The organism is Lactobacillus sp. OTU4228, assembly GCF_001006945.1.
Classification (GTDB): domain Bacteria; phylum Bacillota; class Bacilli; order Lactobacillales; family Lactobacillaceae; genus Lactobacillus; species Lactobacillus amylovorus.
Genome location: NZ_CDLD01000038.1, coordinates 63,196 through 84,412 on the forward strand (window position 1 = coordinate 63,196; position 21,217 = coordinate 84,412).

Consider the following 21,217-nt stretch of genomic DNA (forward strand, 5'->3'; position numbering starts at 1 on the left):
ATTTGCCAGATCTGTTTCAGCCAGCCTTTATCATTTTTTACTCTCTTCAATATCAAGCAATCTCTGCATAACCAAAAAAGTTTCATTCATATAAAAACGCAAATCTTTTTCACTTAATCCAGTTGGCTCTCCATGTTTGAATTTTTCATTAGAAATATGTGTTATGGGGGTAATTATATTAATCAAAAAAGTTATGTTTATTTTATTTATTTCTTTACTTGAAAGATATTTTCCTAAATTTGACTTTAATAACTCTTTACCCGATCCCTTTACCTGCTGTTTTATAGAAGTCCCATTTTTAAGTATATCTCTTAATAAAAACTCTAACGATTTTCTTATATCATTTCCAGCTTCCGAGTAATAACGTGATCTAAATAAATCTATACTTTTATTCCACTCTTCTAAAGCTTTAGAATGTGCAGCACCCAATCTAGCTGAGAACTCCTGTTGTGCTTTTATCGCATCAGAAGAAAACTTCGCTAATTGATTAAATATTTCTTGTTGAGCATCTTCATTACACAAAAAATTTGACAGTTTCGATTTTTTGTTATTCTGCTTAAAATTACTATTATATCTTTACACTTAATAAATATTTTTTTCATTTTAATTACTCTCACAAAAATGAAGTATTAAAAATCATATCGATTTTATGTACTATTTTTCTACAATGATTTTTCTTAAAATCATATCCTAATTCTTTCATGATGAAACATTGAATTAAAATTTGAAAAATATTTACTTGAACAATCAATTCATTAATATCAGTAAATCTCGCTTTTCTTTCTGTTCCATGTGTTAAAAAGACTCGCGTATTTCTTAATTTCTTCAACCATTCATCAATACTGCCAACATATTCGGTTATTTTATATAAAATCTCTGAAGGCAAACTGTGAATTAACCTTTTCATTGCTTGGAACAAAGTAATATTATTTTTTCTATAAAAAGATTCTATACCCTCAATTAAATTAATTAACTTATTTTCAATAGTTTCGCTATAACTTACAGTTATTGCATAATTATCAGTCAACAGTTTCAATTCATCGGACATGCTAAACCAATTAGAAAATAGTCGTTCAAGCTCAAAATCTTTACCTTCAAAAATAATATTAGTATTATTTTCGTTTATTGGGTAATTAGATGGACAATACACATCAGAAATATATGATTTTTCACCTCTTAAACTAATTAAAGATGAACTCACTGGAGATGAACATATTATCGTGAATAATCTATTTAGTTTGCTATCAATTTCCAAAGCTTTCTCAGCTGTAATCTCTTCTTTAGAAGCTATTCGTAAAAATGAATCGTTTATTATATTAATTTGTCTGCCCCTAGCAATAGCATCTTGATTTACATTTCCTGTAAAAAACATTTCGAATTTTTGATTATTATAATTAAAATTCCCTAATAATTGACTTTCACTTTTATAAATTCTTATTCCAAAACTATCATCCTCATCAAATGGTCTCATTTTTTGCAGTGGCTTTAACCATTCGTTTAAAAATGTAGATCCAATTATTAATGTTTTCATCCTCACAGACTTTACTGGAAAATAATTAGAAACTGTGAAATAAGAAACATTTATCTTTTGAGTATGCACAGGCAAAAGATCAGCAAAAACAGGAATAGATAATTCACTATTATTTACTGCATGTATATAATAACTAGTCATATCAGCTATTCTTCCATAAATATCTGGATATCTTTGTGGTTCCTCATTAAAACACATCTTTTTTTCATCTTTTGAAGGAAAGCCTTGAAACAGTGTTAGATTAATGTCATTCGAAGTATATTTTAAAGTTCCGTATTTATATTTATCTACCACATTTATATCCTTAGAATCTGTTACCCAACCGCCTTTAATTTCAAACTTATTTAAAATACTTTTCTTTAATAAAGAATATGGATATTTTTTATTCATATAATGCATCTCTCTTCACAACCTATCTTCTACAATACTTCAGCTTACCTTTATATATTTGTTCACATACTTCTCGGTTGCTTTCTTGCCTTATTAATCTTGCTTTTAAGCTCAACACTTTACACACTAATCAATTTTTGACACAAAAAAACCTTCGCGATAGGACGTATCCATTAAGCGAAGGGATTGATCTCTCTATGTTCAGAATAAATGAATATATCATCAAATACAAATAATTTATCTATATTTTTCTGGATTTAGCATATTCACCACATATAACAAAAAAAGAGAGCTAGACGAATCCAGCTCCCTTAAGTATGCTCCGTAGACACATACCGCTATTCACTATTAGTGTACATTATCTATTATTAGCTTTCAAGTATTAGTTCTCAATATAATTTTTTATTCCATTAATTTTACGATTATAATCATTATGAAAAATCTTAGAAAAAATCTCATTAGAAATTGAAGATTTCAATTTATTAACCGAATTTTCAAAGTCTGAAACAAAATTTTTCAGTTCTATTTTAGAAATCGATAAATGTTTAGCTACATATACAATTAATATTACATAATCAATAACTGTATCAAACTGTATATCTACAATATTAGTATCATTTTCTAAGGCATGTTTCAAATGATTATTTATTCTATTACTCTGAAATCGATTATCAAATACAACATCATTATGTGCAATTGCATTTCTTAAGTCTTTAATTGCAAAAATCAACTGCTGTGGTAGTGATGCTGATGTATCGTCGTTCTGTCTAATTTTTAATGCTTCAGATATTTTAGTCCTACTATTTTGATTCATACATGAAACAAAATATCCAAAATCCCCCAAAGTAAGTAACTCAAAAATGCCCCAAATTGGAATGTTTTGTCCATTTTCTAAAAAATGGCAAGCTATTCTATTATTTTGTATATATTCTCTTGTTTGAGTTTTATATATTGTATTTCTTAAGTTCAAACGCCGTTTTATTTGATTTTTAAATTCTCGTTCTGCTCTTGTTCTTTCTCTACCTGTTCTGTATCTTCTACCGGATGTACTAAAATCTCTATAATTATCCAAAATTTTAGTATAAATTATTGAAAAATCTCCCGTTCCAGCTAATTTCAAAACTATGTCCAATACATGATTTTTCAATGCAGTTTCGATAAACATAACTTTAGGATAAAATATGGTTTTTAATTCTATATCAAATTGATATACGGCATACAGTTCTTTAAAATCATGATATGTTACTTGGTTTTGGGGTGAATTAATGTAACGATAACCTTTATATGCATGATAATATCCCATATTTAACAATTGCTTTTTTTGATTAGAGCCTTTAATTAAAATATGCTTTCTTTCGCGTAGATATTTCATCAATCCATTAGTTGTCTTAGGTCTATTCCGTGTCATCACAAATTCCCTTTAAATAATATTTTCAATTTATTATATCAATAATATCCTTTCATAAAAATGGATTTTATCCCAGCACCATCACTGCCGATAGACTATGTTGAACAAACGCAAATAAAATATATTAAAATTTATATTTATCTTTATACCCTAAAGTGGTTTACAAAATATGCATCCTCTTTTAGATACTATAATGTAGGCTAATTCAACTGAAATTTTTATTAAGTAAATGCGGCCACAATCGCACTATACATATCAGCAGTCTTCTTTCTTAATTGCTAAGTTTTCAATCTTTAAGTTCATGTCAAAAGAAAGGCACTCCCCATTACCACCTGTTTGATACCCACTAATATTAGGTTTAATACATACCTTTCTCGAATAATAAATACCTTCTTGATCTTGATATTGAATATCATACATAAACTTTGGAAGACAATAATAAGGATCACCATCTATTTTGTCCTCATCAAATAATTTACAACAATAGTCTTTCAAAGCATACAAATAAACTTTAGGTAGTTCAATATTTTTATCAGAATCCTTCGAGAATAAATATCCTCCACTTATTGGTTCAAAATAATCACTAACTGTTTTTCCACAACAGTCTGTATAATATAAACTATCCTTTACATCTCCTATTTTCTGAGTCTGGTCTTTGAACCAAGAAATATCTTGACATAATTTATTATAATTACTATCAGAATATGCTTTTACTCTAATGTCTTTGGCTGTACCAACACCTAAATTAATAATGGTAAAAGTCACTTTGTCATCGCAAAAATCATTTTGAGAATTATCATACTGTATGCTTATAATATTAGTATTAAAACATACATCTGGTTTATACGCCTCTTCTCGCTTCTTTTGCATCTCTTCTATAGTCGTATCAAATTGTAATTCTGTTTCACGTCTTCTATTTTGTGCTTCTTCATCCGAATCTTTTATTTGTTGCCATGTAAACACTACCGCTAAAGTAGTTCCTGCTGCACCACAAAAATCAGCTGGTGTTCCTACATCTGGCAAACAATTTATCATATATCCTTTGCATTCGTAAAAAATCGAATAAATTAATCCAGCTAATGAAAAAGTCACCAAAATTATTAATAAAACTAATAATACTATATTAATAACTTTTTTCATTTCATACATTTTTCCTATCAAAACCATATTTTAATTAAAATTAAAAATATGGGAGCTACAAATTTCATATCATTCAGTATATTTTTCAGCAATAGTTAAAAACACAATTCATATATAAATTAATATTTCATATTTTCTCCAATAATAGGAGTATCATTTAATTGTGTTAGTTTAGACTGATTTATTTTTAACGGGACATCTCTCATTAAGTTTACACTTGATAAAAGTGCCTCTCCTGTACCTAATTTGGAAATCAAATTAAAACTATCTTTTTCAAGGAAATTACTTATTGCAGCAATCTCTTCTTGACCTACAAGTCTATGAATTAATAGTGTTCCTACTTGATTTAATATTATTTTAGGTACATCTTTAGGACTTTGTGTTGTCAAAAATAAAAATATTCCATATTTTCGTCCTTCTCTTGCTAGGTTAATTAATTGAGAAAGATAATTTCCATCTTCATCTTTCTCCATAGCATATCTATGTACTTCATCAATAAATAAGATAATAGGCTGAAAAGACATATTTCCATTCTTTTCTGCTTCTTCTATTCTAATTTGAAGTAATTTTCTACTTATTAAATCTAAAATCATCTTTCCAGAATCATCAGAAATTCCTATCTTTGAAGCATTTATATACAAATTATCTTGACTTTCATCTAAAGCTGTTTTTTCTAATTCTTTTATTAAGCTACAAGATGAAGAATCAGGTGAAAAAAACTGTGCTAACTTTGTTTTACTTAAGACGAAATCAACCTGCTTTATTAGCCATTCATAATTATTCTTTTTAAATTTACTAAATTTATATAGATTCTCATAGCTTTTGCTACTAGCTTCAACTTCATCAGCCAAAATTTGTTTTTTAATATTATTTATATTAAAATCTTGTTTTTCAGGTACTGAAGCCATCTCTATTCTATCCACATCATCTATTCTTTCACCGTTCTTTCTCACTATATCATCTTGGTGTCCTAGGCTAGCTTGATATTTTAGATCATGGATTGCCGATAACAATTCCGAAATCTGAGTCTCAGTATTTAGATTAAATATCATTCTCCACTCTTCGTTCGATAATTCACCGGTTTCAATATGCGTATTAACACCTAATACTAATTTTTTAACGTCCTTAGTTTCATCTTTTTTATCTTGGATTTCATATTCCTTAAATGAATTTCTATATTCTCCAGTAGGATCAATCAAAACAAATTTAACTTTAGATTTGTGCAATTGCTCTAATATTGATAATGCACTAGTTGATTTTCCGGAATTAGTTGCACCTATTACTAGAAAATGATTTTTTAATAAATTGTTAGCAGTAATTCTAAACGGAATTATTTTATTACTGGAAGATACTACATTGGCAAATTGTAATTTTTTTAAACTTGTAGCTGTATTCGAATTTATCTCAAGAGATTTAATATAAATATTTTGTATAACTTTATTTGCTATATAAACTTTATCTCCTAACCCTATATTCTTTATACCTGACAACTTAAACAGTTGATTTTCTTCATCAAGATATCCTAAAACCTTAATACTTATTGATGGATATAACTTATTCTCATTATTATTAACAAGACTATCATGTATTGACTCTCCACCATTTAATTCATTATGCTTAACTTCACCTAAATAAATTCCACTATAGCTGTTTATTACAACTAAAAAATTTATAGTATTAGGAACTAAAATATCATTTCTATTAATCCTATCTTTCAGTAAAGACATATTCTCAGTCTGAAGTATGCTTCGATCTACTGATACCTGCGTAATTTTTCCTAAATAATATTCATTCTCACTTCTTTGGAATGAATTCTTATCACAAATATATCTTTTACCATCAAATCTATTCCAAGAATAAAGTTCACTTACATTAACCATACTTACCTCAGATAGTAATCCAAATTATGCTCTTTACCATTCATAGTTGCTTTGAGAAAAACAACTGGAAAGCTATTTTTTCGCATTTCATCTAATTCTTTCCAGTTTTTATTTTTTGGCGCAATACTATAATCTGTTACTAAAATCTTTAACCCTTGTTTATTCTTCAAAGAATCTAATATCATCCTTGATATATGATCATCTGCAAAACTAAATCCAGCAGTAATTAATAATGTATTTTCTTTATGTAATAAGTTTTGAAATCTACTTAGTAATTCAAAATAAGGTTTATCATAACTTTGTTTATACTTATTAGAACTTGGAAAAATCATTACCCTTTCATTACTTTTTCTTACATTGGCATATTTAGATATTCTACGGACTTTATTATTTTTATTAATCCAATTTATTGACCCATGTATTTTCAATAGATTTATAACGTTAGAATTATATGATATTTCCTTAGTATTCATTCCCTCTATTTGCTTAGTCAGGTTCCAGTCAAATAAACTATCATCAAATGCTGCTTCTGGAGAAAATGAAAAGCCATCAAACACCACTATATTGCCAGTTTCTGCTGCTTTTTCTACTAACATATCATAATTAGTAGTAATAACATTCAGCTTAGAATGCCCCTGTTTTTTAGCGATAATATCTTTTATAGTTGCTAAATGAGAAAAGCCATCTTCATTATTGAATTTTATATTTTTATATTGAACATATTTAATAATTTTCTCTTTTATAAAAATATCCGTAGCTTTAGCTCGTTCTAATAAGGATTTATCAGCATCTGTTAGGAAAGCAGACTGGTTCCCTATTAAATCCACCATTTCATCCAAAACTGATATAAAATCTTCTAAACTAAAATTAATGTTAGGTCCTTTACCTAAAAGTCCTTTCTTTAAAAATTTACATAGATCTCCTCTTTTAAGACCAGCAATATTTTCAAATTCATTCGGTGTTAAAATATCCTCTTTTTGTGGACTTAAATTCCAATTTTTATTTTCTTTATCTGTATCTTTCGAATCTGTTTTATTAGTTTTCGTTAACAAGAATTTTTTTGGATTTTTGTCATCAAAATCGCGTATATATAACATGCCTAGAATTAAACACGCAATTTGTCCCATTGTTTTACCGTACTTCCAATTTTCACCTTTAACAGAAGCTCCAGCTCCTAAAAATAAAATCACATTCTCAAAATTTTTAGGTAAATAACCATTAAGTTGATCTTTTAATTTACTATAAAAGCATTCTTTCCATTGCTTATCAGATATTTCATCAATATTTTGATCTAAAGGAAATATAGATTTATATGCTTCTCTATATTTTTCTTCTTCAGGAAGTTTTAACTCAGTCGTACCTTTAAATAAAAATTCATTGGTAAAAATTTTTTCTTCATTATTCTTCATATAAATTCCCTACTTTATTAAAATATTACGTATCTATTTCTATATCATCTAAAATTAGATTTTACTCTAGAACCTAATAGACTTTTAACATAATCTATAATAACAGTTAGAAATTAAATATATAACAAAATTCCTTAGCTTAAGACAACTATAGAATTTTTTGGTTATTTTAAATTAATAAAAGTTATCATGTTCTGCTAAACTTATTACTTACCTATTTATTCAATATTAATCCATACTTAAGCCTATTAATTTGGAAGCTCCTTCCCTATCTAAGTTTAAATTAATTCTTTTTCAAAAAATATCTTGAGATAGCCTATACTGATACGAATTTGATCTTTCTGTTAAATCATTATTATCTAAATTAACATTATCAAACTACATAACTTTTTTATCCTTCTTCCTACAATGATTTCAGCTCCATTCAATCTGCATTATCCATCAATCTCATATAACAAACAACAAGATAAACACAAATTAAATCTCAAACCTAGTGCTTAAGCTCTAGGTTTTTATTTACACTCATCTAATATTCCCACAGCAAAAAAGCAGGTCTATGCATAACCTGCTTCTTGCTATACATTCATCAGCCCTACCTTCGCACCATACCACCAAAAAAAGAGCCGGACAAATCCGGCTCTCTTCATATTAAAACCAATAAGCGCTTATCTAGAGGGAGAAATATTTTTAATTAGTTGCATCGCTAATCTTACCAATTGGTGTGTTTCTGTTTGCTACATTATAAGTCTTATTATTCAAAATCTTATCAGGTTGAGTCAGCACTACTATTACAGTTGGGTCTTTACCATTCTTCTTGATCATTTCAATATTCATGTCTACTAAAAGTTGACCCTTCTTAACTTCTTGGCCTTCCTTAACTTTCACATCAAACGGTAATCCGTTCAAATCAACAGCATCTAATCCCACATGAATCAAGATTTCTGTACCATTCTTGGTTGTTAGTCGATTGCATGTTTAGTTTTTGCAATCATTGTGATTTTACCATCAACTGGTATAAACTGCTCTATTAATTGGTTCTACTACAAAGCCATCACCTACTTCAGGTGACAGCTTAAGTTTTAATATAAAAGATTGTTATGGATTAATATCATATTATAATGTCTTGCCTAATTCCTTAATATACTTGCGTAAAGCATCGCGTGTTTCTGGATGCTTCAAACCATATTGAATGGAAGTTTCAAGATAGCCTTCCTTATTACCAACATCGAAACGTTGACCTTTAAAGACTTGAGCAAATACACGTTGTGTCTTATTCATTGTATCAATGGCGTCAGTTAATTGAACTTCACCACCACGACCTGGCTTTTGATATTCCAAAACATCAAAAATTTCAGGCGTTAATAAGTAACGACCGATTATTGCAAGATCACTTGGAGCTTTATCAACATCTGGCTTTTCTACAAAGCTCTTTACATTGTACAAATCATCAGCGATCTTACCATCTGGTGCAATCACACCATACTTAGAAACTTCCTTGTGTGGCACCTTCATAACGGCAATGGTTGATGCATGAGTCTTGTCGTAATCGTTAATTAACTGCTTAGTCAAAGGAACTTTATCCTTCATTAAATCATCGCCAAGCATAATTACAAATGGTTCACCAGCAACGAAACTACGGGCACGATAAACAGCATCCCCCAAGCCAGCTGGGTGTGGTTGACGAGTGTAGTACAAGTTTACGCCCAAATCAGTAATTTCTTGTGTTAACTTGAGCAAACCAGACTTACCGGTCTTTTCCAAGTCTTGCTCCAATTCAGGATTAGAGTCGAAGTGGTTTTCAATCGCACGCTTGTTTTTACCGGTAACGATCAAGATATCTTCGATTCCTGAAGCCTTAGCTTCTTCCACGATAAATTGAATCGTTGGCTTGTCAACAATAGGTAACATTTCCTTAGGTAAAGCCTTAGTTGCTGGTAAAAATCTAGTACCTAAACCAGCTGCTGGAATGACTGCTTTTCTTACTTTCATACTTTCTATACCTTCTCCAAAGATTATAATTAAATATATTTTAAAATATTCTTTAAAATTTTGTTCGTTTTCTGCAGATTTGCAGATTTGCAAATTAGAATACCACTGAATTTTATTTTTTATTAGTTTGCATTCCTACACTCAAAGGTATATTAAAAAGCCTCAGTTGATTATCAACCAACGTAAGCGTAAAAAACTGAAGTATCTTTCTTAGCTTCCATTTTTCGGCTATTCTTAGCTCATAAACTTAAGGAGGCAAAGAACATGCTTGAAAAACAACAGCCTATTGTGGCTCTAGATCATCCACAAAAGCCTAAAAAGACACGTCCACCACGCAATAACTTGATGCTCAGCTTATCTTGAACTCAATCTATATAGTTCCCTTGATCCTGATATGTGGTCGAACTGACATGAGGCGCGGAATCGATGGCCTGGCTGCCATAGTTAAAGATAAATTTGATTTAGATCCAGAAAAATATCTAAAATATTTGCTCTATAAATTACCCAATGAATCAACTCTGACAGACAAAGCAAGTGCAGGCAAGCTGCAGATACATTTTGAATATAATTAACCTCATCTTAGCACAAGCCAAGGTGGGGTTTTAAGATACTTCAGTTTTTTACGCTTACGCTCAAGCAATCGAAGAATATATCGAATACTATAACAAAGAAAGGATAAAGAGCAGATTAAAAGGCTTAACTCCGAAAGAATATCGGAATCAAGCCTCTATTAATCCTGTATTTTAAACTGTCTAATTTTTAGGTCTCACTTCACTTTAATAAGATACACTTTATTACTTATAAAGTGATATTTTCTTTTTATAATACTTTAAAAGCATCTTTGCATTTTCAGTAGTATCATAGCCCTTTTCCTTTAGCTTTTGACAGTATGAATTTGATCTTAGTTCACGGTTGTTAGCTATAGGTATTTTTATCTTTTGGACCCAATCTTTAGGAGAATCTAGTCTTTCAAAAGAAATGTTACTTACAAGATCATTTTCTGAAGAAATTGTATTAGATACTACAGCATCTAATCCGGACGCTGTCGCCTCTATTAAAGTATAAGGCTGCCCTTCATATAAAGATGGAAGAAGAAATAAATCCATTGCATTCAGCCATCCCGAAGTATCACTTACTGCACCAGTGAAGAATATATGTTTACGCAAAAACACATCACTATCGACACGTTTCTTTATTTTTTCAAAATTCACGCCACTTCCAACTAAGACTAAATAATAATTATCGCCTAGCTGTTTAATCAGATCTAGCAAAACAACCTGATTTTTTTGTCTATTAAATCTTCCCACATTTCCCAGCAAAATATCGTCTTTATTAAGTTTAAGTGTTTTTCGATAGTTTTCTCGCAGACTTTCATCAAAATGAAAATGTGACAAATTTATTCCATTTCTTATAACTAAAAATTTTTTCTGATGAAATAGCCACTTGCCCGCAGCAATGTTACATGCTACACGTCCATTGACTGTCAAATTAAAGATAGGACGTAATAATTTATTTATCTTCGTATGATCGGCAATTGTATTATGGCTATGAGCTATACGAACTTTTATACCTGCAAACCATGCAGCTAAAAGTTCAATTGACATTGTAGTACTGTTACCATTTACATGAACAATATCATATTTTTCTTTTTTTAAAACTTTTATTAATTTCCAGAAGTATATTTGTGGCGAATTATCTCGCATGGGAAGTTCGATTAGTCTTATTCCTTTTGAAATTATTCTCTTTTTAAGGGCTTTTTTCACTTTATTAGGAGCAATAATAGCTACGTCTTCTCCCCACTTAGAAAAAAGATAACTATTATTTAAGATGAATGTAGATATACCATTTTCTTCTAGATTAACAGTATTAATTAGTGCAATCTTCATTTTTCACCTAAAGTTTAAAATCTACGAGATCATGTCGAGTTACCCGTTGATCCTTAGGAGGCAACTCTCTCCAATTACCATAATCATTTACTAGCATTTGTTCATAATATTTAGAAATCAAGAAATTGTGATTTTCAAATTTATGATCCTCAACTTCATCAAAAAACTTTCTGCAATACACATTTTTTTTAACGTATGGACCTGGAAAAATTCTAACATTTTTAGTTTTTTCTTTATCATACTTACACATTATGTCAAAGGCCTTATTCCTAATCTTTTTAGTATTATTTGGAATAAGATATTTAATCAGACCAGCAATTATTTTCTTTTTTCCTTTTCGTGCTTTAACAGATAAATACTTAGCCATAAACATATGTCTTAAGAAAATAAAACTATTAAATTGTTTTTTAGCCTCTTTTTTATTATCACTTACATTATCAACAGGAAATATATCTATAAAAACTCCATGATTAATATTGTACTCAGCCAAATATGACTCCTTAAATAAGGTATTGTTAATTCGAATCTTATCAAACAAATATAAATACTCTGGATCAGTACTCATATCTTGATAAAAATACTTGGAAGGTAATTCTGTTTTACAAATTAATTTAAACTTCTCCAAGTCATCCCTTAGCATTGCTATATCCACATCATCATCCCAAGGAATAAATCCATTATGGCGAATCGCTCCCAATAATGATCCATCAATTAAAGTATATTTAATAGAGTGTCTTCTGCAAATCTGATCAATTACTGTCAGTGCTTCTAATTCTAAAGAGTGTATAGCTTTTAATTCATTACTTGATAACGATTTTTTTGACATAAAAATCCTGAATCCTTTTAAAACTAAATTTTATTTTTTATGATATTTATTGCATTTTTCAACATTGAAATGGCAATTTTATTCTTCAACAAAACCAAAATTGCTCCGTACATAGGGACAGATAATATTACTGAAAAAACAGTTTTCCAAATCATAGAATCCCATCCCCATTGACATAGTAGACAAACAATTACTATTCCAATACAACCGATAATCGATTCTAAAAGATTTTTTAAGGTTTCCTTCTTAAATATAATCGGTTTAATAATATCTTTGCATGAATATCCATTCATTATCATTACACTCAGTTCTGCCAATACTGTGCTTAATGAAGTACCATCATATGACATTGTAGGTATTAAAATGAAATTCAAAACTATATTAATTACTGCTGTAATCAATGTGTTTTGTAAAACTCTCTTTTCTCTTTTAGCAGGAATCAACACACAATCTGAAAATATCCAACTAAAAATTGAGAAAATAATAGCCCACGTAATAATTCGAAGTGAATTTACAGATGGTAAAAATTTGGGACCAGCAATTATTAAAACAACTTCTCGACTTAGCATTAATAGGCCAACCGATGCAGGCAATACTAATACACCTAAAGTGTTAATTACTCTAGTCAATACGTCATTATACTCTCTTCTCCTTCTTTGCCCCCATAGCATAGCTAACCGAGGTATTGTTACTGTTAAAACAGCAGAAAGTAGACTTTGTGCTATCTGATATATTTTTACAGACGTACTATAAATCCCAACTGCATAATCATTCTTCATCAATCCAAGAATAGTATTATCTGAATAAACATATATAGTTACGGCAACCGAAGAGGCAAAAATAGTCAATATTGGTTTTAAATGATATTTCCATCTAGTATTCAAAGTTAAACGAATATGAATAAAACTTCGAGCATGTACAAAATTAAGAAAATTTGAACCAACACTAGCCAACACGGTTATAGCAGCATATATAAGATAATCTGACGGTCTTTTTACAAAAATAAATAATAAAATTATCGATAGGATTTTAAAAATTATACTTCTGATAGTAATGTAGGTATAATCTTCATAAATCGTATAAATCCATTCAGTCCCTAAAGTAGTAAATAAAATTTGGATACTAAAAATCAATATACAAGCTACATAATTATTTAGATTTTTAAATATTACTAAGCTCAATAATAATAATATGTATGCAATTACGGTAGCTAATATATTGATACTAAAAACTTCGCTCGAAAACTCTTCAATTTGTTCCTTATTATCTCTATACTTTGCACCCTCACGAACTGCATACGTAGCAATTCCTAATCCGGCAATCAATATAAAATAGCCAATATACGTATTAGAAAAATTATATATCCCAATACCATTAACAGATAAAACACGAGATATATACGGAAAAGTAATTAATGGAAAGATTAAATTTAATACACTTCTTAATCCATTTAAAAAAGCATTTAAACCCAATGTTTTTTTTTCATTACTTTTCTTCCTTAACATAATTTCTAATTTTTCTCGAAATTTTACCGATTCTTCCAATAATTACAAATATTGGATAACACTTTTTAAAAGATAAACATTCAATTTTATATCTGATATCATAGTTAGTTATCTTAATATTCTGAGTTAAAAATTCAATTAAATCGGGATACAAAAGAATTTGTTCTTTATTTAATCTATGAAATAAAGAAATTACATTAATCATTGTATTTCTTTCTAATTTAATAGCTAACGTAGGATAATTTTCTTTAAAGAAACTATACATTTCATAATGTGATAAAGCTGCATCTTTTATTTTTTTAGTAGACAGATTATGTGTCAAACTATCATTTCTTATTCTATAAAAATAAAATGGAGCGCTTTGAAAATATATGCTGCTAGCTTTATCATACAATTTATACATAATTGATAAATCTTCTGTATAAATACGATCTTCTGGAAATTTAATTTTATCAAAAAGACTTTTTTTAAAGATTTTATTCCAAGGAAAAGCAGCTATATTGTTATCTAAAAGACTTTTCATTGCTTGAAATTTAGAAATCGCTTTAGCTTCATTAGGAATTTTTATATCATTTATCTTTGATACATCACTATTTCTTTTAAATTTTAAATATTTAAAAACCAGAATATCAAATTTATTATTTCTATCTGATATCTCTTTTTTAATGTATTTTAAACTCCCTTGATTAATTGCATCATCACTATCGATAAACCATACCCAGTCTCCCTTACTTTTCATTAGCCCATAATTTCGAGCACTAGAAACTCCTTCATTTTTCTTATCATAAACTCGAATTTGAGAATATTCAGACTGATACTTTTCCATAATAGCTCTACTACTATCAGTAGAGCCATCATTTACTATAAGTATTTCAACATCTGATATATCATTTTTAATTACACTATTAATACAAAATTTAATATACTTTTCTACATTATACATTGGAATTATAATGCTTAATAATGGCTTATATGGTTCGTCTGGTTTCATTTTTTATTTTTATTTATATTTTCTCCTATATTTAATATATAAATTAAGTGTGCTTATCATTTAAGCAGGTTTTATTATCCTCATTTTTTTCGTTAATAGATACTAACGAAAATGGCAACAATAAAAATATGTTATATTCTAAGGAATAAAGGTGTTGATCTATTAAACTATCTAAAACTATAACAAGTAAAATAAACGGAATTATGTATTCATGTATTTTTAAACATTTATTAACTACATATCTATAACCTATTCCCACAAGGACTAATAATGCCAATCCATACGATAATAAAAACACATAGAAACTATTATCAATATAGAACCAGCCTTTGAAAAAAGAAGAAATATTAGTATAAATATCTTGCCCCCAGATAGAATATCCAAAAAATTCAATCCCCATTCTATTATTTGTTAATCTAGCCGAAGTAATTTGATTAATAAATTCAAGCACCGAATTATTTGGATATCTGATAAAAAGTTCCGTTACTAAATACGATAATAATGCACCTATAAAAAAGAGATTTTTAAGAATTGATTGTGTAAATTTAGAAATTTGAAAATCAGATTTAAAAATTTTTCTTTTTAGGAAGATAGTATACGGTATAAGTAAAAGTAATGTGAGACTTCCTAGTCTAGAATTACTTTCCACTAAAGTTATTATTGCTATAACAAATATTAATAAGTATAAGGAAGTATTATTACGTCCTTTCATCAAATTTAAATAGATCTTGGATAAAGTAATATATACTATCAGCTGAACTAAATCCGTTGGCATTCTATATCCAAACGTCTTTCTTCCTTGAAGTACCTGTCCATCTCCAATCAAACCTAGAATATAAGCTAATAACATTATTAGCAACACACTACAGGCAACCACAAAAAAAGTCTTCAATATTTTCTCAAAGTGTATATGATATGCACTTAAAATAAATATGATATTAACAAGTAAAACATAGTTATGATTGCGCTTAAAAGAAACTATAGAAATAACTGTTAAAAGAATAATAAAAATAAGAATTATTATTTTTATTAGCGTCAGCCTATTCACTGCATAATATAATTCATTAAAGTCCAAAATAACAAAGCTAAATATAGAAATAAGAAGCCCCAAAAATATAAATGAATATCTTATATATGGGGGAACAGGTAACAATGTATGACCCAGTAATTGCCCAACCAAAAATAAGGCTAATCCTAAACAATATACACTTTCTCTGCCAAGTTTTATTTTCATTTAGAAAACACCATTTCTTGCTTATTACAATAATTTAAGAAATCCTTATAGGATGAAAATTTTGTATGATAAGTACTAAGTTTTTTAAGAGTCTCATGATAATTTTCCATTAATTCAAGTTGGCTTCGATATTTTGTATATATGCGCGAAGGCTTAAACAGAAAGAAATACTCATCCATCTTTTCTTCTGGCGGATATGTCTTAAATCTTTTCTTGTACTCTAAAACGTATTCTACTGCCTCTTTTAATTGGCGTTTCTCTCTTTTATCTCTATATTCTTCAATAGTCATTAGTTTTCGAGCGGGATTTCCTGCATATACAGAATTAGAATCAACATTTCCACTTACAACACTATTGGCACCAATTATTACATTATCACCAATATGTGATCCACCTAGAATTGTAGCGCCCCCTCCTATAAATACGTTATTGCCTATTACAGTTTTACGTTGATTTCCATAAATAATTCCATATTTTTTCTTCAACACAGACCAACTGTAATCATGCGTTAATATAGTTACCGGACCCGTTATTTGAACATCATTTCCAATTGTCAAAAGATGCGGATTTTGTACATCAATTGTTGTATTGAATGGGCGAAAAATTTTAACATTTTCACCTACCTTAACACCTTTACTCCGTGAATATTTTATGTAAGTCTCCGCCGTTGCTCGATATCCCAATATTAAATATTTTATTTTTTTTTAGGCTCATTTTTACCTCACTTTAATTAATTGTTTTTTTGAAAATCTCTTCACAAATATTCTAAATCAAGTAAATTTTTATTAAAATAGCCAAAATGAGACTTAATTTGTACTTAATTAGATATATAAATATGCGTTGCTTAATATGTAACTTATTGACTGGATAATTATCGATTACACTAATTAAAGTTTCATCATTACAAATTTGATCAATTTGTTTTAATTTTTCTTTAAAATCCAGATGTTTTAACTGAATTAATGAAACTCGCACATTAATAAATAGATTTTTAGCTAATCGAAACTTAGCATCAGTATATAATCTTCCTAACCTTGCCAGATTTAATTTATCTACCATATATTCAAAAAAATATATATTTTTTTGAAATCTATCCGGCTGATACTTTTTAGTCAATGAAGTAGGGTTAGATCTATAATAATACTCTGTCGAATTAATTATCTTTGCACTTTTAGCATATTTATAGTAATCAGAATCCCATACAATGTCTTCTGAAATTAATTCTCGTTCAGAAACAAAATGTAGTTTATTTTCTTCAATAATCTTTTTTGAGTATATTACATTCCATACAGAAGGACGAATAGAATCATGTTTATTAGGACTACTTCCTAACATACTAATAAAAAGTTTTTTATAAACATTTTCATTTCTAAAGATTGATTCAGTATATTCACGAGTATAAAGAACATCGCCGTTATCCTTTACTTTAGAATATCCTCCGATTACTGTATCTATACTTTTACCATCTAAACCGGCAACTAGTCTTTTTATTGCATCCTTTCCTAAATAATCATCACTATCTACAAAAGTTACATACTCTCCATTTATTCTTTCTAATCCATAGTTTCTAGTGAATCCCAATCCCGAATTCGCTTTATGGAAAGAATAAACGAATGAATATCTTTTAGCATAATCATCACATATTTTCCCGCTATTATCGGTAGAACCATCATCTACCAATAAAATCTCAATATTTTGATATGTTTGATCGATTAATGAGTCTATACATTTCTTTAAATATTTTTCGACATTATAAACCGGAACCACAATTGAAACTAATGGATTCATTTAATTTTCCTTTCAGATTATTTCACCAATCCATCCACAATTTTCTCTAACTTCTCATTAAATTGCTTATTATTACTGCTTTCACCAGCATTTTTAGTTTTAGCAATTTGATCATAATTATCAATTGTCATTTTTAAATCATCAATATCGTATACAGGAATGATATTATTCATTCTCTCTGCAATTAACTTGGTAAAGTCAACTTGATGATTATTTACATGTTCATGAAACTTTTCTTGTCTAGGTACTACAATTGGAACCTTTCCAAATTGCAAAGCTTCAACAAAGCTGGAAGGTCCACCATGAGTAATTACAATTCGGGCATCCCTTAATGTCTGTTGCATTTCCTCAAATGACATCATCTTATGGGCTTCACAGTATTCAGGAATATAAGTACTGAAACCTGTTTGTACGATGACCTTTTCTTTAATAATTAAATCGTCTACTTTTTTAATAAGACGATTTAATGGTTGCTCATGTGTCCCCACTGTAACAAAAATCATTTTTTCATCTCCAAGCTAATATAATTGTAGATTTTATTAATGATATTTTTATCTATTCGTTCATCAAATTTTCTTGCAAAGAATGCACTAGTAGTAACTAATTTATCAAAATCACTTATTCGCCAAACATACGGATGAGCTGAATTTTTATTCCATCTTATTTTACGTTTGTTTGTATCAGCTAATCTTTTGACAAATAAAGAAGAAGTTGCAATGGTACTTTGAATAAAAATCTCATCAACTAGCCAACTTCTACAGTAATTATGATAAATTTCATCTTTTTTATCTAAAATATATTTAACACTATCATATGGCAAACTAAACCATTGTGATCCATACCTTAAGATAATATGATTTTTTCTAACTAAGTCGATTCCTATTGTTTCTTGTAATTGAGCATACACTTTATTTAGAAACCTTGCTAAATATTGCACAACAACGTGTTTATCACGCACATAATCTATCAAAATGTGTTTAACAGAAACTCTTTGGTATACTTTTTTATCCCACTTATTAGAATTTGATAATTTTCTAAATTCTATAAACAACTTATCCGATTTATCAAAATAAGAAATCAAATCAGATACAGGTTTCATTAATAGATCTTGTCCACTTATTAAATGAAAATATGAGTATTGCGAATATTTTGATGCTGCTTCTAACAATAATAATTCAACTTTAACTTGTGAAAAGCTTGCCCAATATACACTAAGTCGCGGTTTAACATAAATTATCGTGGAATATTTGACAAGCGATTTATAGAAGTTGTATTTAAAATCGGAGCATTTTTTATCTACATGTATAAAAATATCAATATACGGAGAATCTAATAATTGTAGGTTCTTCTCTAATACATAGGTATTCTTATGTACAATTATTAAGACAGCTTGTTTTAACATTAAAAAATACTTCCCAAATTAATAGCCTTAGGATAAACTTTCTTCATTTCTTCCCATTCAACAATAAATTTATCGGTTATTGGGTAAACCAATTTTCCAGTAAGAGTAGGCTTATCATAACGATCAAATACTTCAATATAAATTGTTTTTGCTCCCATTAGTTTGCCGATATAAAAAAATGGAACTGCTACTGCAGCTCCACTTGAAATAATTAAATCAGGTTTTTCTTTACGGAGTACTTTAATAGCTAAGAAAGTATTTTTAATTAGATTCTTCAGATTACGATTAGTAGGATAATGACATCCATACATCTTTTCACCTTTAAGTTTGCTTCGAGCATCTTCCTTGTCAAAAGTTACCCAAAACCGATCTTTATTTTGCCAAAAAGGTTTTAACATGTATAAATGCGTTAAGTGTCCACCACTAGACCCAACTAAACAAACTTTCATAAAAGATGTACTCCTTAATATGCTCCATTAGGATGAATAACCACCCCAATAGTCTTAATAATCAACTTCAAATCTTCCAATATTCCAGAATGGTTGATATACACGATATCAAGCCAAACCATTTCATCAAAGTCAGCTTCATTACGCTTGGTAACTTGCCATAGCCCTGTACATCCCGGCATCACAAGCAATCTCTGCTTATCATAATCGGTATACTCTTCTACTTCTGATGGTAGAGGTGGACGTGGTCCAACAAGAGACATATCACCGATTAACACATTCCAGAGCTGTGGCAACTCATCAAGACTATATTTTCTAATAGTATGCCCAATCTTTGTAATTCTTGGATCATCCTTAATCTTGAACATTGCACCATTAATTTCGTTCTGATCTTCCAGTTGATCAATCATCTGATCGGCATTAACCACCATGGAACGAAATTTCCACATTTTGAATGACTTTTCATTCTTTCCAATTCGTTCTTGCGAATAAAAGGCTGGTCCACCATCTTCATGTCTTATTTTATTTGTACCTTCTTTAGAAGTATTAATATTATTATTTTGAGATACATTTTCTTCAGATTTTGAATTTACATCTTCAACTGGAGTAGTACTTTCAGCTTCTTCTGTTTGAATTGGTTGCTCAGTATTAACAGATGTTTCTGGATCTGTTTTTTCTTGAGTAGATACATCTGTATCAGTTTGCACAGTAGTTGTAGTACTATCCATCAGTATTTTCAGAGTAATTAGCTGAAACTTCAGTATTATCAGTAGTTAAAGTGCCTGCTGTATTATTTTCTACAGGAACACTTTCTTCTACTACTGAAGTTGTATCATCAGTCATTTAATTTTGAATTGCTTCAGAGGCTGCTGAGACAATTGGCGCACTAGGACCAGCTAGTATGCCGAAACTTAATAACACTGCAAAGCACCCTTAGCCAATTTGCGAATAGCAAATTGCGTTTTCTTTGTCTTGAACATTTTTAGTACCTCCGTAGCACATAATTAATATATTCTTTTTCTTTTTGTATGCATTATATGACATAGTGTCACTTATTATATGACATAGTGTCACTTATGAAAATAAAAATAAAAGCACTTTAAAAAAACTTAACAAATAAAAAATTATGGTACTAACGCAAATCAAAAAAATGTCAATCCTTGTATTTAATTTTGAGTCCACTATACTAGATAACGATGCTTTTTAAATAACGGCTGCTTAGAAGGCTTCAATCGCAAGATCAAGCAAATTGAACGAACTGCTTTCGGCTACTCCAACTTCACCAATCTTCTAACTCGAATCAGATTGGAAGAAAACAAGATAAAGCAAAAAGTGTCTGGGAAAAAAGTCCATTTTTAGCTAATTTTAGACTTTTACTCAAAAGAAAAA

General features: G+C 29.1%; 19 protein-coding genes and 3 pseudogenes. 2 read left to right on the top strand and 20 right to left on the bottom strand.

The features are described 5' to 3' along the window. Window positions 1-30: 30 nt before the first annotated feature. The 8 genes and pseudogenes from BN1206_RS07930 to galU all read right to left on the bottom strand — a co-directional run bounded on the left by BN1206_RS07930 (window position 31) and on the right by galU (window position 9,747). Window positions 31-522, bottom strand: a complete 492-nt coding sequence (locus tag BN1206_RS07930) for a hypothetical protein (protein WP_052543192.1) — start codon at window positions 520-522, stop codon at window positions 31-33. A 91-nt stretch (window positions 523-613) separates the two neighbouring features. Beyond that, a complete protein-coding gene (locus tag BN1206_RS07935; RefSeq protein ID WP_052543193.1) occupies window positions 614-1,921 on the bottom strand; it encodes an ApeA N-terminal domain 1-containing protein in 1,308 nt (435 codons plus the stop codon). 382 nt (window positions 1,922-2,303) lie between these two features. Next, on the bottom strand, window positions 2,304-3,329 hold the full coding sequence (locus BN1206_RS07940) for an Abi family protein (RefSeq protein ID WP_052543194.1): 1,026 nt from the start codon (window positions 3,327-3,329) through the stop codon (window positions 2,304-2,306). Window positions 3,330-3,584: 255 nt separating this feature from the next. Beyond that, the gene (locus tag BN1206_RS07945) at window positions 3,585-4,469 is read right to left on the bottom strand and encodes a hypothetical protein (RefSeq protein ID WP_052543195.1); all 885 of its coding nucleotides are present in this window, start codon (window positions 4,467-4,469) and stop codon (window positions 3,585-3,587) included. 119 nt (window positions 4,470-4,588) lie between these two features. After that, window positions 4,589-6,349 carry an ATP-binding protein gene (locus tag BN1206_RS07950; RefSeq protein WP_052543196.1) on the bottom strand — a complete coding sequence of 587 codons (1,761 nt, stop codon included), beginning with the start codon at window positions 6,347-6,349 and terminating at the stop codon, window positions 4,589-4,591. Between the two features lie 2 nt (window positions 6,350-6,351). Further along, on the bottom strand, window positions 6,352-7,758 hold the full coding sequence (locus BN1206_RS07955) for an SIR2 family protein (RefSeq protein WP_052543197.1): 1,407 nt from the start codon (window positions 7,756-7,758) through the stop codon (window positions 6,352-6,354). A 687-nt stretch (window positions 7,759-8,445) separates the two neighbouring features. Next, a pseudogene (locus BN1206_RS07960) lies at window positions 8,446-8,709 on the bottom strand (PTS glucose transporter subunit IIA); the annotation flags it as partial. A gap of 162 nt (window positions 8,710-8,871) precedes the next feature. After that, the gene (galU, locus tag BN1206_RS07965) at window positions 8,872-9,747 is read right to left on the bottom strand and encodes a UTP--glucose-1-phosphate uridylyltransferase GalU (RefSeq protein WP_052543199.1); all 876 of its coding nucleotides are present in this window, start codon (window positions 9,745-9,747) and stop codon (window positions 8,872-8,874) included. 633 nt (window positions 9,748-10,380) lie between these two features. Between galU and BN1206_RS09635 the strand changes: the two are divergent. Next, window positions 10,381-10,494, top strand: a pseudogene (locus BN1206_RS09635) (IS3 family transposase); the annotation flags it as partial. 47 nt (window positions 10,495-10,541) lie between these two features. Here BN1206_RS09635 and BN1206_RS07970 read toward each other — a convergent pair. The 12 genes from BN1206_RS07970 to BN1206_RS10250 all read right to left on the bottom strand — a co-directional run bounded on the left by BN1206_RS07970 (window position 10,542) and on the right by BN1206_RS10250 (window position 20,671). After that, window positions 10,542-11,633, bottom strand: coding sequence for a glycosyltransferase (locus BN1206_RS07970; RefSeq protein WP_052543200.1), 1,092 nt, complete (start codon window positions 11,631-11,633; stop codon window positions 10,542-10,544). A gap of 7 nt (window positions 11,634-11,640) precedes the next feature. After that, a complete protein-coding gene (locus BN1206_RS07975; RefSeq protein ID WP_052543201.1) occupies window positions 11,641-12,459 on the bottom strand; it encodes a LicD family protein in 819 nt (272 codons plus the stop codon). Between the two features lie 23 nt (window positions 12,460-12,482). Beyond that, window positions 12,483-13,964, bottom strand: a complete 1,482-nt coding sequence (locus tag BN1206_RS07980; RefSeq protein ID WP_052543202.1) for a flippase — start codon at window positions 13,962-13,964, stop codon at window positions 12,483-12,485. Then, window positions 13,945-14,955 carry a glycosyltransferase family 2 protein gene (locus tag BN1206_RS07985; protein ID WP_052543203.1) on the bottom strand — a complete coding sequence of 337 codons (1,011 nt, stop codon included), beginning with the start codon at window positions 14,953-14,955 and terminating at the stop codon, window positions 13,945-13,947. The genes BN1206_RS07980 and BN1206_RS07985 overlap by 20 nt, the downstream gene beginning before the upstream one ends. A gap of 43 nt (window positions 14,956-14,998) precedes the next feature. Then, the gene (locus BN1206_RS07990) at window positions 14,999-16,189 is read right to left on the bottom strand and encodes a hypothetical protein (RefSeq protein ID WP_052543204.1); all 1,191 of its coding nucleotides are present in this window, start codon (window positions 16,187-16,189) and stop codon (window positions 14,999-15,001) included. After that, the gene (locus tag BN1206_RS07995; protein ID WP_231575999.1) at window positions 16,186-16,872 is read right to left on the bottom strand and encodes an acyltransferase; all 687 of its coding nucleotides are present in this window, start codon (window positions 16,870-16,872) and stop codon (window positions 16,186-16,188) included. The genes BN1206_RS07990 and BN1206_RS07995 overlap by 4 nt, the downstream gene beginning before the upstream one ends. An 82-nt stretch (window positions 16,873-16,954) precedes the next feature. Beyond that, the gene (locus BN1206_RS08000; RefSeq protein ID WP_052543205.1) at window positions 16,955-17,977 is read right to left on the bottom strand and encodes a glycosyltransferase family 2 protein; all 1,023 of its coding nucleotides are present in this window, start codon (window positions 17,975-17,977) and stop codon (window positions 16,955-16,957) included. Window positions 17,978-17,994: 17 nt separating this feature from the next. Continuing rightward, complete coding sequence (locus tag BN1206_RS08005) at window positions 17,995-18,480, bottom strand: glycosyltransferase (RefSeq protein ID WP_052543206.1); 486 nt, start codon at window positions 18,478-18,480, stop codon at window positions 17,995-17,997. Next, the gene (locus BN1206_RS08010; protein WP_052543207.1) at window positions 18,477-19,379 is read right to left on the bottom strand and encodes a beta-1,6-N-acetylglucosaminyltransferase; all 903 of its coding nucleotides are present in this window, start codon (window positions 19,377-19,379) and stop codon (window positions 18,477-18,479) included. The genes BN1206_RS08005 and BN1206_RS08010 overlap by 4 nt, the downstream gene beginning before the upstream one ends. Beyond that, window positions 19,379-19,828, bottom strand: coding sequence for a PssD/Cps14F family polysaccharide biosynthesis glycosyltransferase (gene pssD, locus BN1206_RS08015; RefSeq protein ID WP_052543208.1), 450 nt, complete (start codon window positions 19,826-19,828; stop codon window positions 19,379-19,381). Before pssD ends, BN1206_RS08010 begins: the two co-directional genes overlap by 1 nt. 14 nt (window positions 19,829-19,842) lie before the next feature. Then, window positions 19,843-20,556, bottom strand: coding sequence for a sugar transferase (locus BN1206_RS08020; RefSeq protein WP_231576000.1), 714 nt, complete (start codon window positions 20,554-20,556; stop codon window positions 19,843-19,845). Further along, entirely contained in the window at window positions 20,549-20,671 is a 123-nt protein-coding gene (locus tag BN1206_RS10250) for a hypothetical protein (protein WP_255349910.1), read from the bottom strand. The genes BN1206_RS08020 and BN1206_RS10250 overlap by 8 nt, the downstream gene beginning before the upstream one ends. A 363-nt stretch (window positions 20,672-21,034) precedes the next feature. Between BN1206_RS10250 and BN1206_RS09645 the strand changes: the two are divergent. Beyond that, window positions 21,035-21,187: pseudogene (locus BN1206_RS09645) on the top strand (transposase); the annotation flags it as partial. Window positions 21,188-21,217: the final 30 nt, after the last annotated feature.

Coding starts and splice junctions, on each gene's coding strand:
- BN1206_RS07935 (WP_052543193.1), bottom strand. CDS start 1,921: ATGAATAAAAAATATCCATATTCTTTATTAAAGAAAAGTATTTTAAAT.
- BN1206_RS07940 (WP_052543194.1), bottom strand. CDS start 3,329: ATGACACGGAATAGACCTAAGACAACTAATGGATTGATGAAATATCTA.
- BN1206_RS07945 (WP_052543195.1), bottom strand. CDS start 4,469: ATGAAAAAAGTTATTAATATAGTATTATTAGTTTTATTAATAATTTTG.
- BN1206_RS07950 (WP_052543196.1), bottom strand. CDS start 6,349: ATGGTTAATGTAAGTGAACTTTATTCTTGGAATAGATTTGATGGTAAA.
- BN1206_RS07955 (WP_052543197.1), bottom strand. CDS start 7,758: ATGAAGAATAATGAAGAAAAAATTTTTACCAATGAATTTTTATTTAAA.
- galU (WP_052543199.1), bottom strand. CDS start 9,747: ATGAAAGTAAGAAAAGCAGTCATTCCAGCAGCTGGTTTAGGTACTAGA.
- BN1206_RS07970 (WP_052543200.1), bottom strand. CDS start 11,633: ATGAAGATTGCACTAATTAATACTGTTAATCTAGAAGAAAATGGTATA.
- BN1206_RS07975 (WP_052543201.1), bottom strand. CDS start 12,459: ATGTCAAAAAAATCGTTATCAAGTAATGAATTAAAAGCTATACACTCT.
- BN1206_RS07980 (WP_052543202.1), bottom strand. CDS start 13,964: ATGTTAAGGAAGAAAAGTAATGAAAAAAAAACATTGGGTTTAAATGCT.
- BN1206_RS07985 (WP_052543203.1), bottom strand. CDS start 14,955: ATGAAACCAGACGAACCATATAAGCCATTATTAAGCATTATAATTCCA.
- BN1206_RS07990 (WP_052543204.1), bottom strand. CDS start 16,189: ATGAAAATAAAACTTGGCAGAGAAAGTGTATATTGTTTAGGATTAGCC.
- BN1206_RS08000 (WP_052543205.1), bottom strand. CDS start 17,977: ATGAATCCATTAGTTTCAATTGTGGTTCCGGTTTATAATGTCGAAAAA.
- BN1206_RS08005 (WP_052543206.1), bottom strand. CDS start 18,480: ATGATTTTTGTTACAGTGGGGACACATGAGCAACCATTAAATCGTCTT.
- BN1206_RS08010 (WP_052543207.1), bottom strand. CDS start 19,379: ATGTTAAAACAAGCTGTCTTAATAATTGTACATAAGAATACCTATGTA.
- pssD (WP_052543208.1), bottom strand. CDS start 19,828: ATGAAAGTTTGTTTAGTTGGGTCTAGTGGTGGACACTTAACGCATTTA.
- BN1206_RS08020 (WP_231576000.1), bottom strand. CDS start 20,556: ATGGATAGTACTACAACTACTGTGCAAACTGATACAGATGTATCTACT.
- BN1206_RS10250 (WP_255349910.1), bottom strand. CDS start 20,671: ATGACTGATGATACAACTTCAGTAGTAGAAGAAAGTGTTCCTGTAGAA.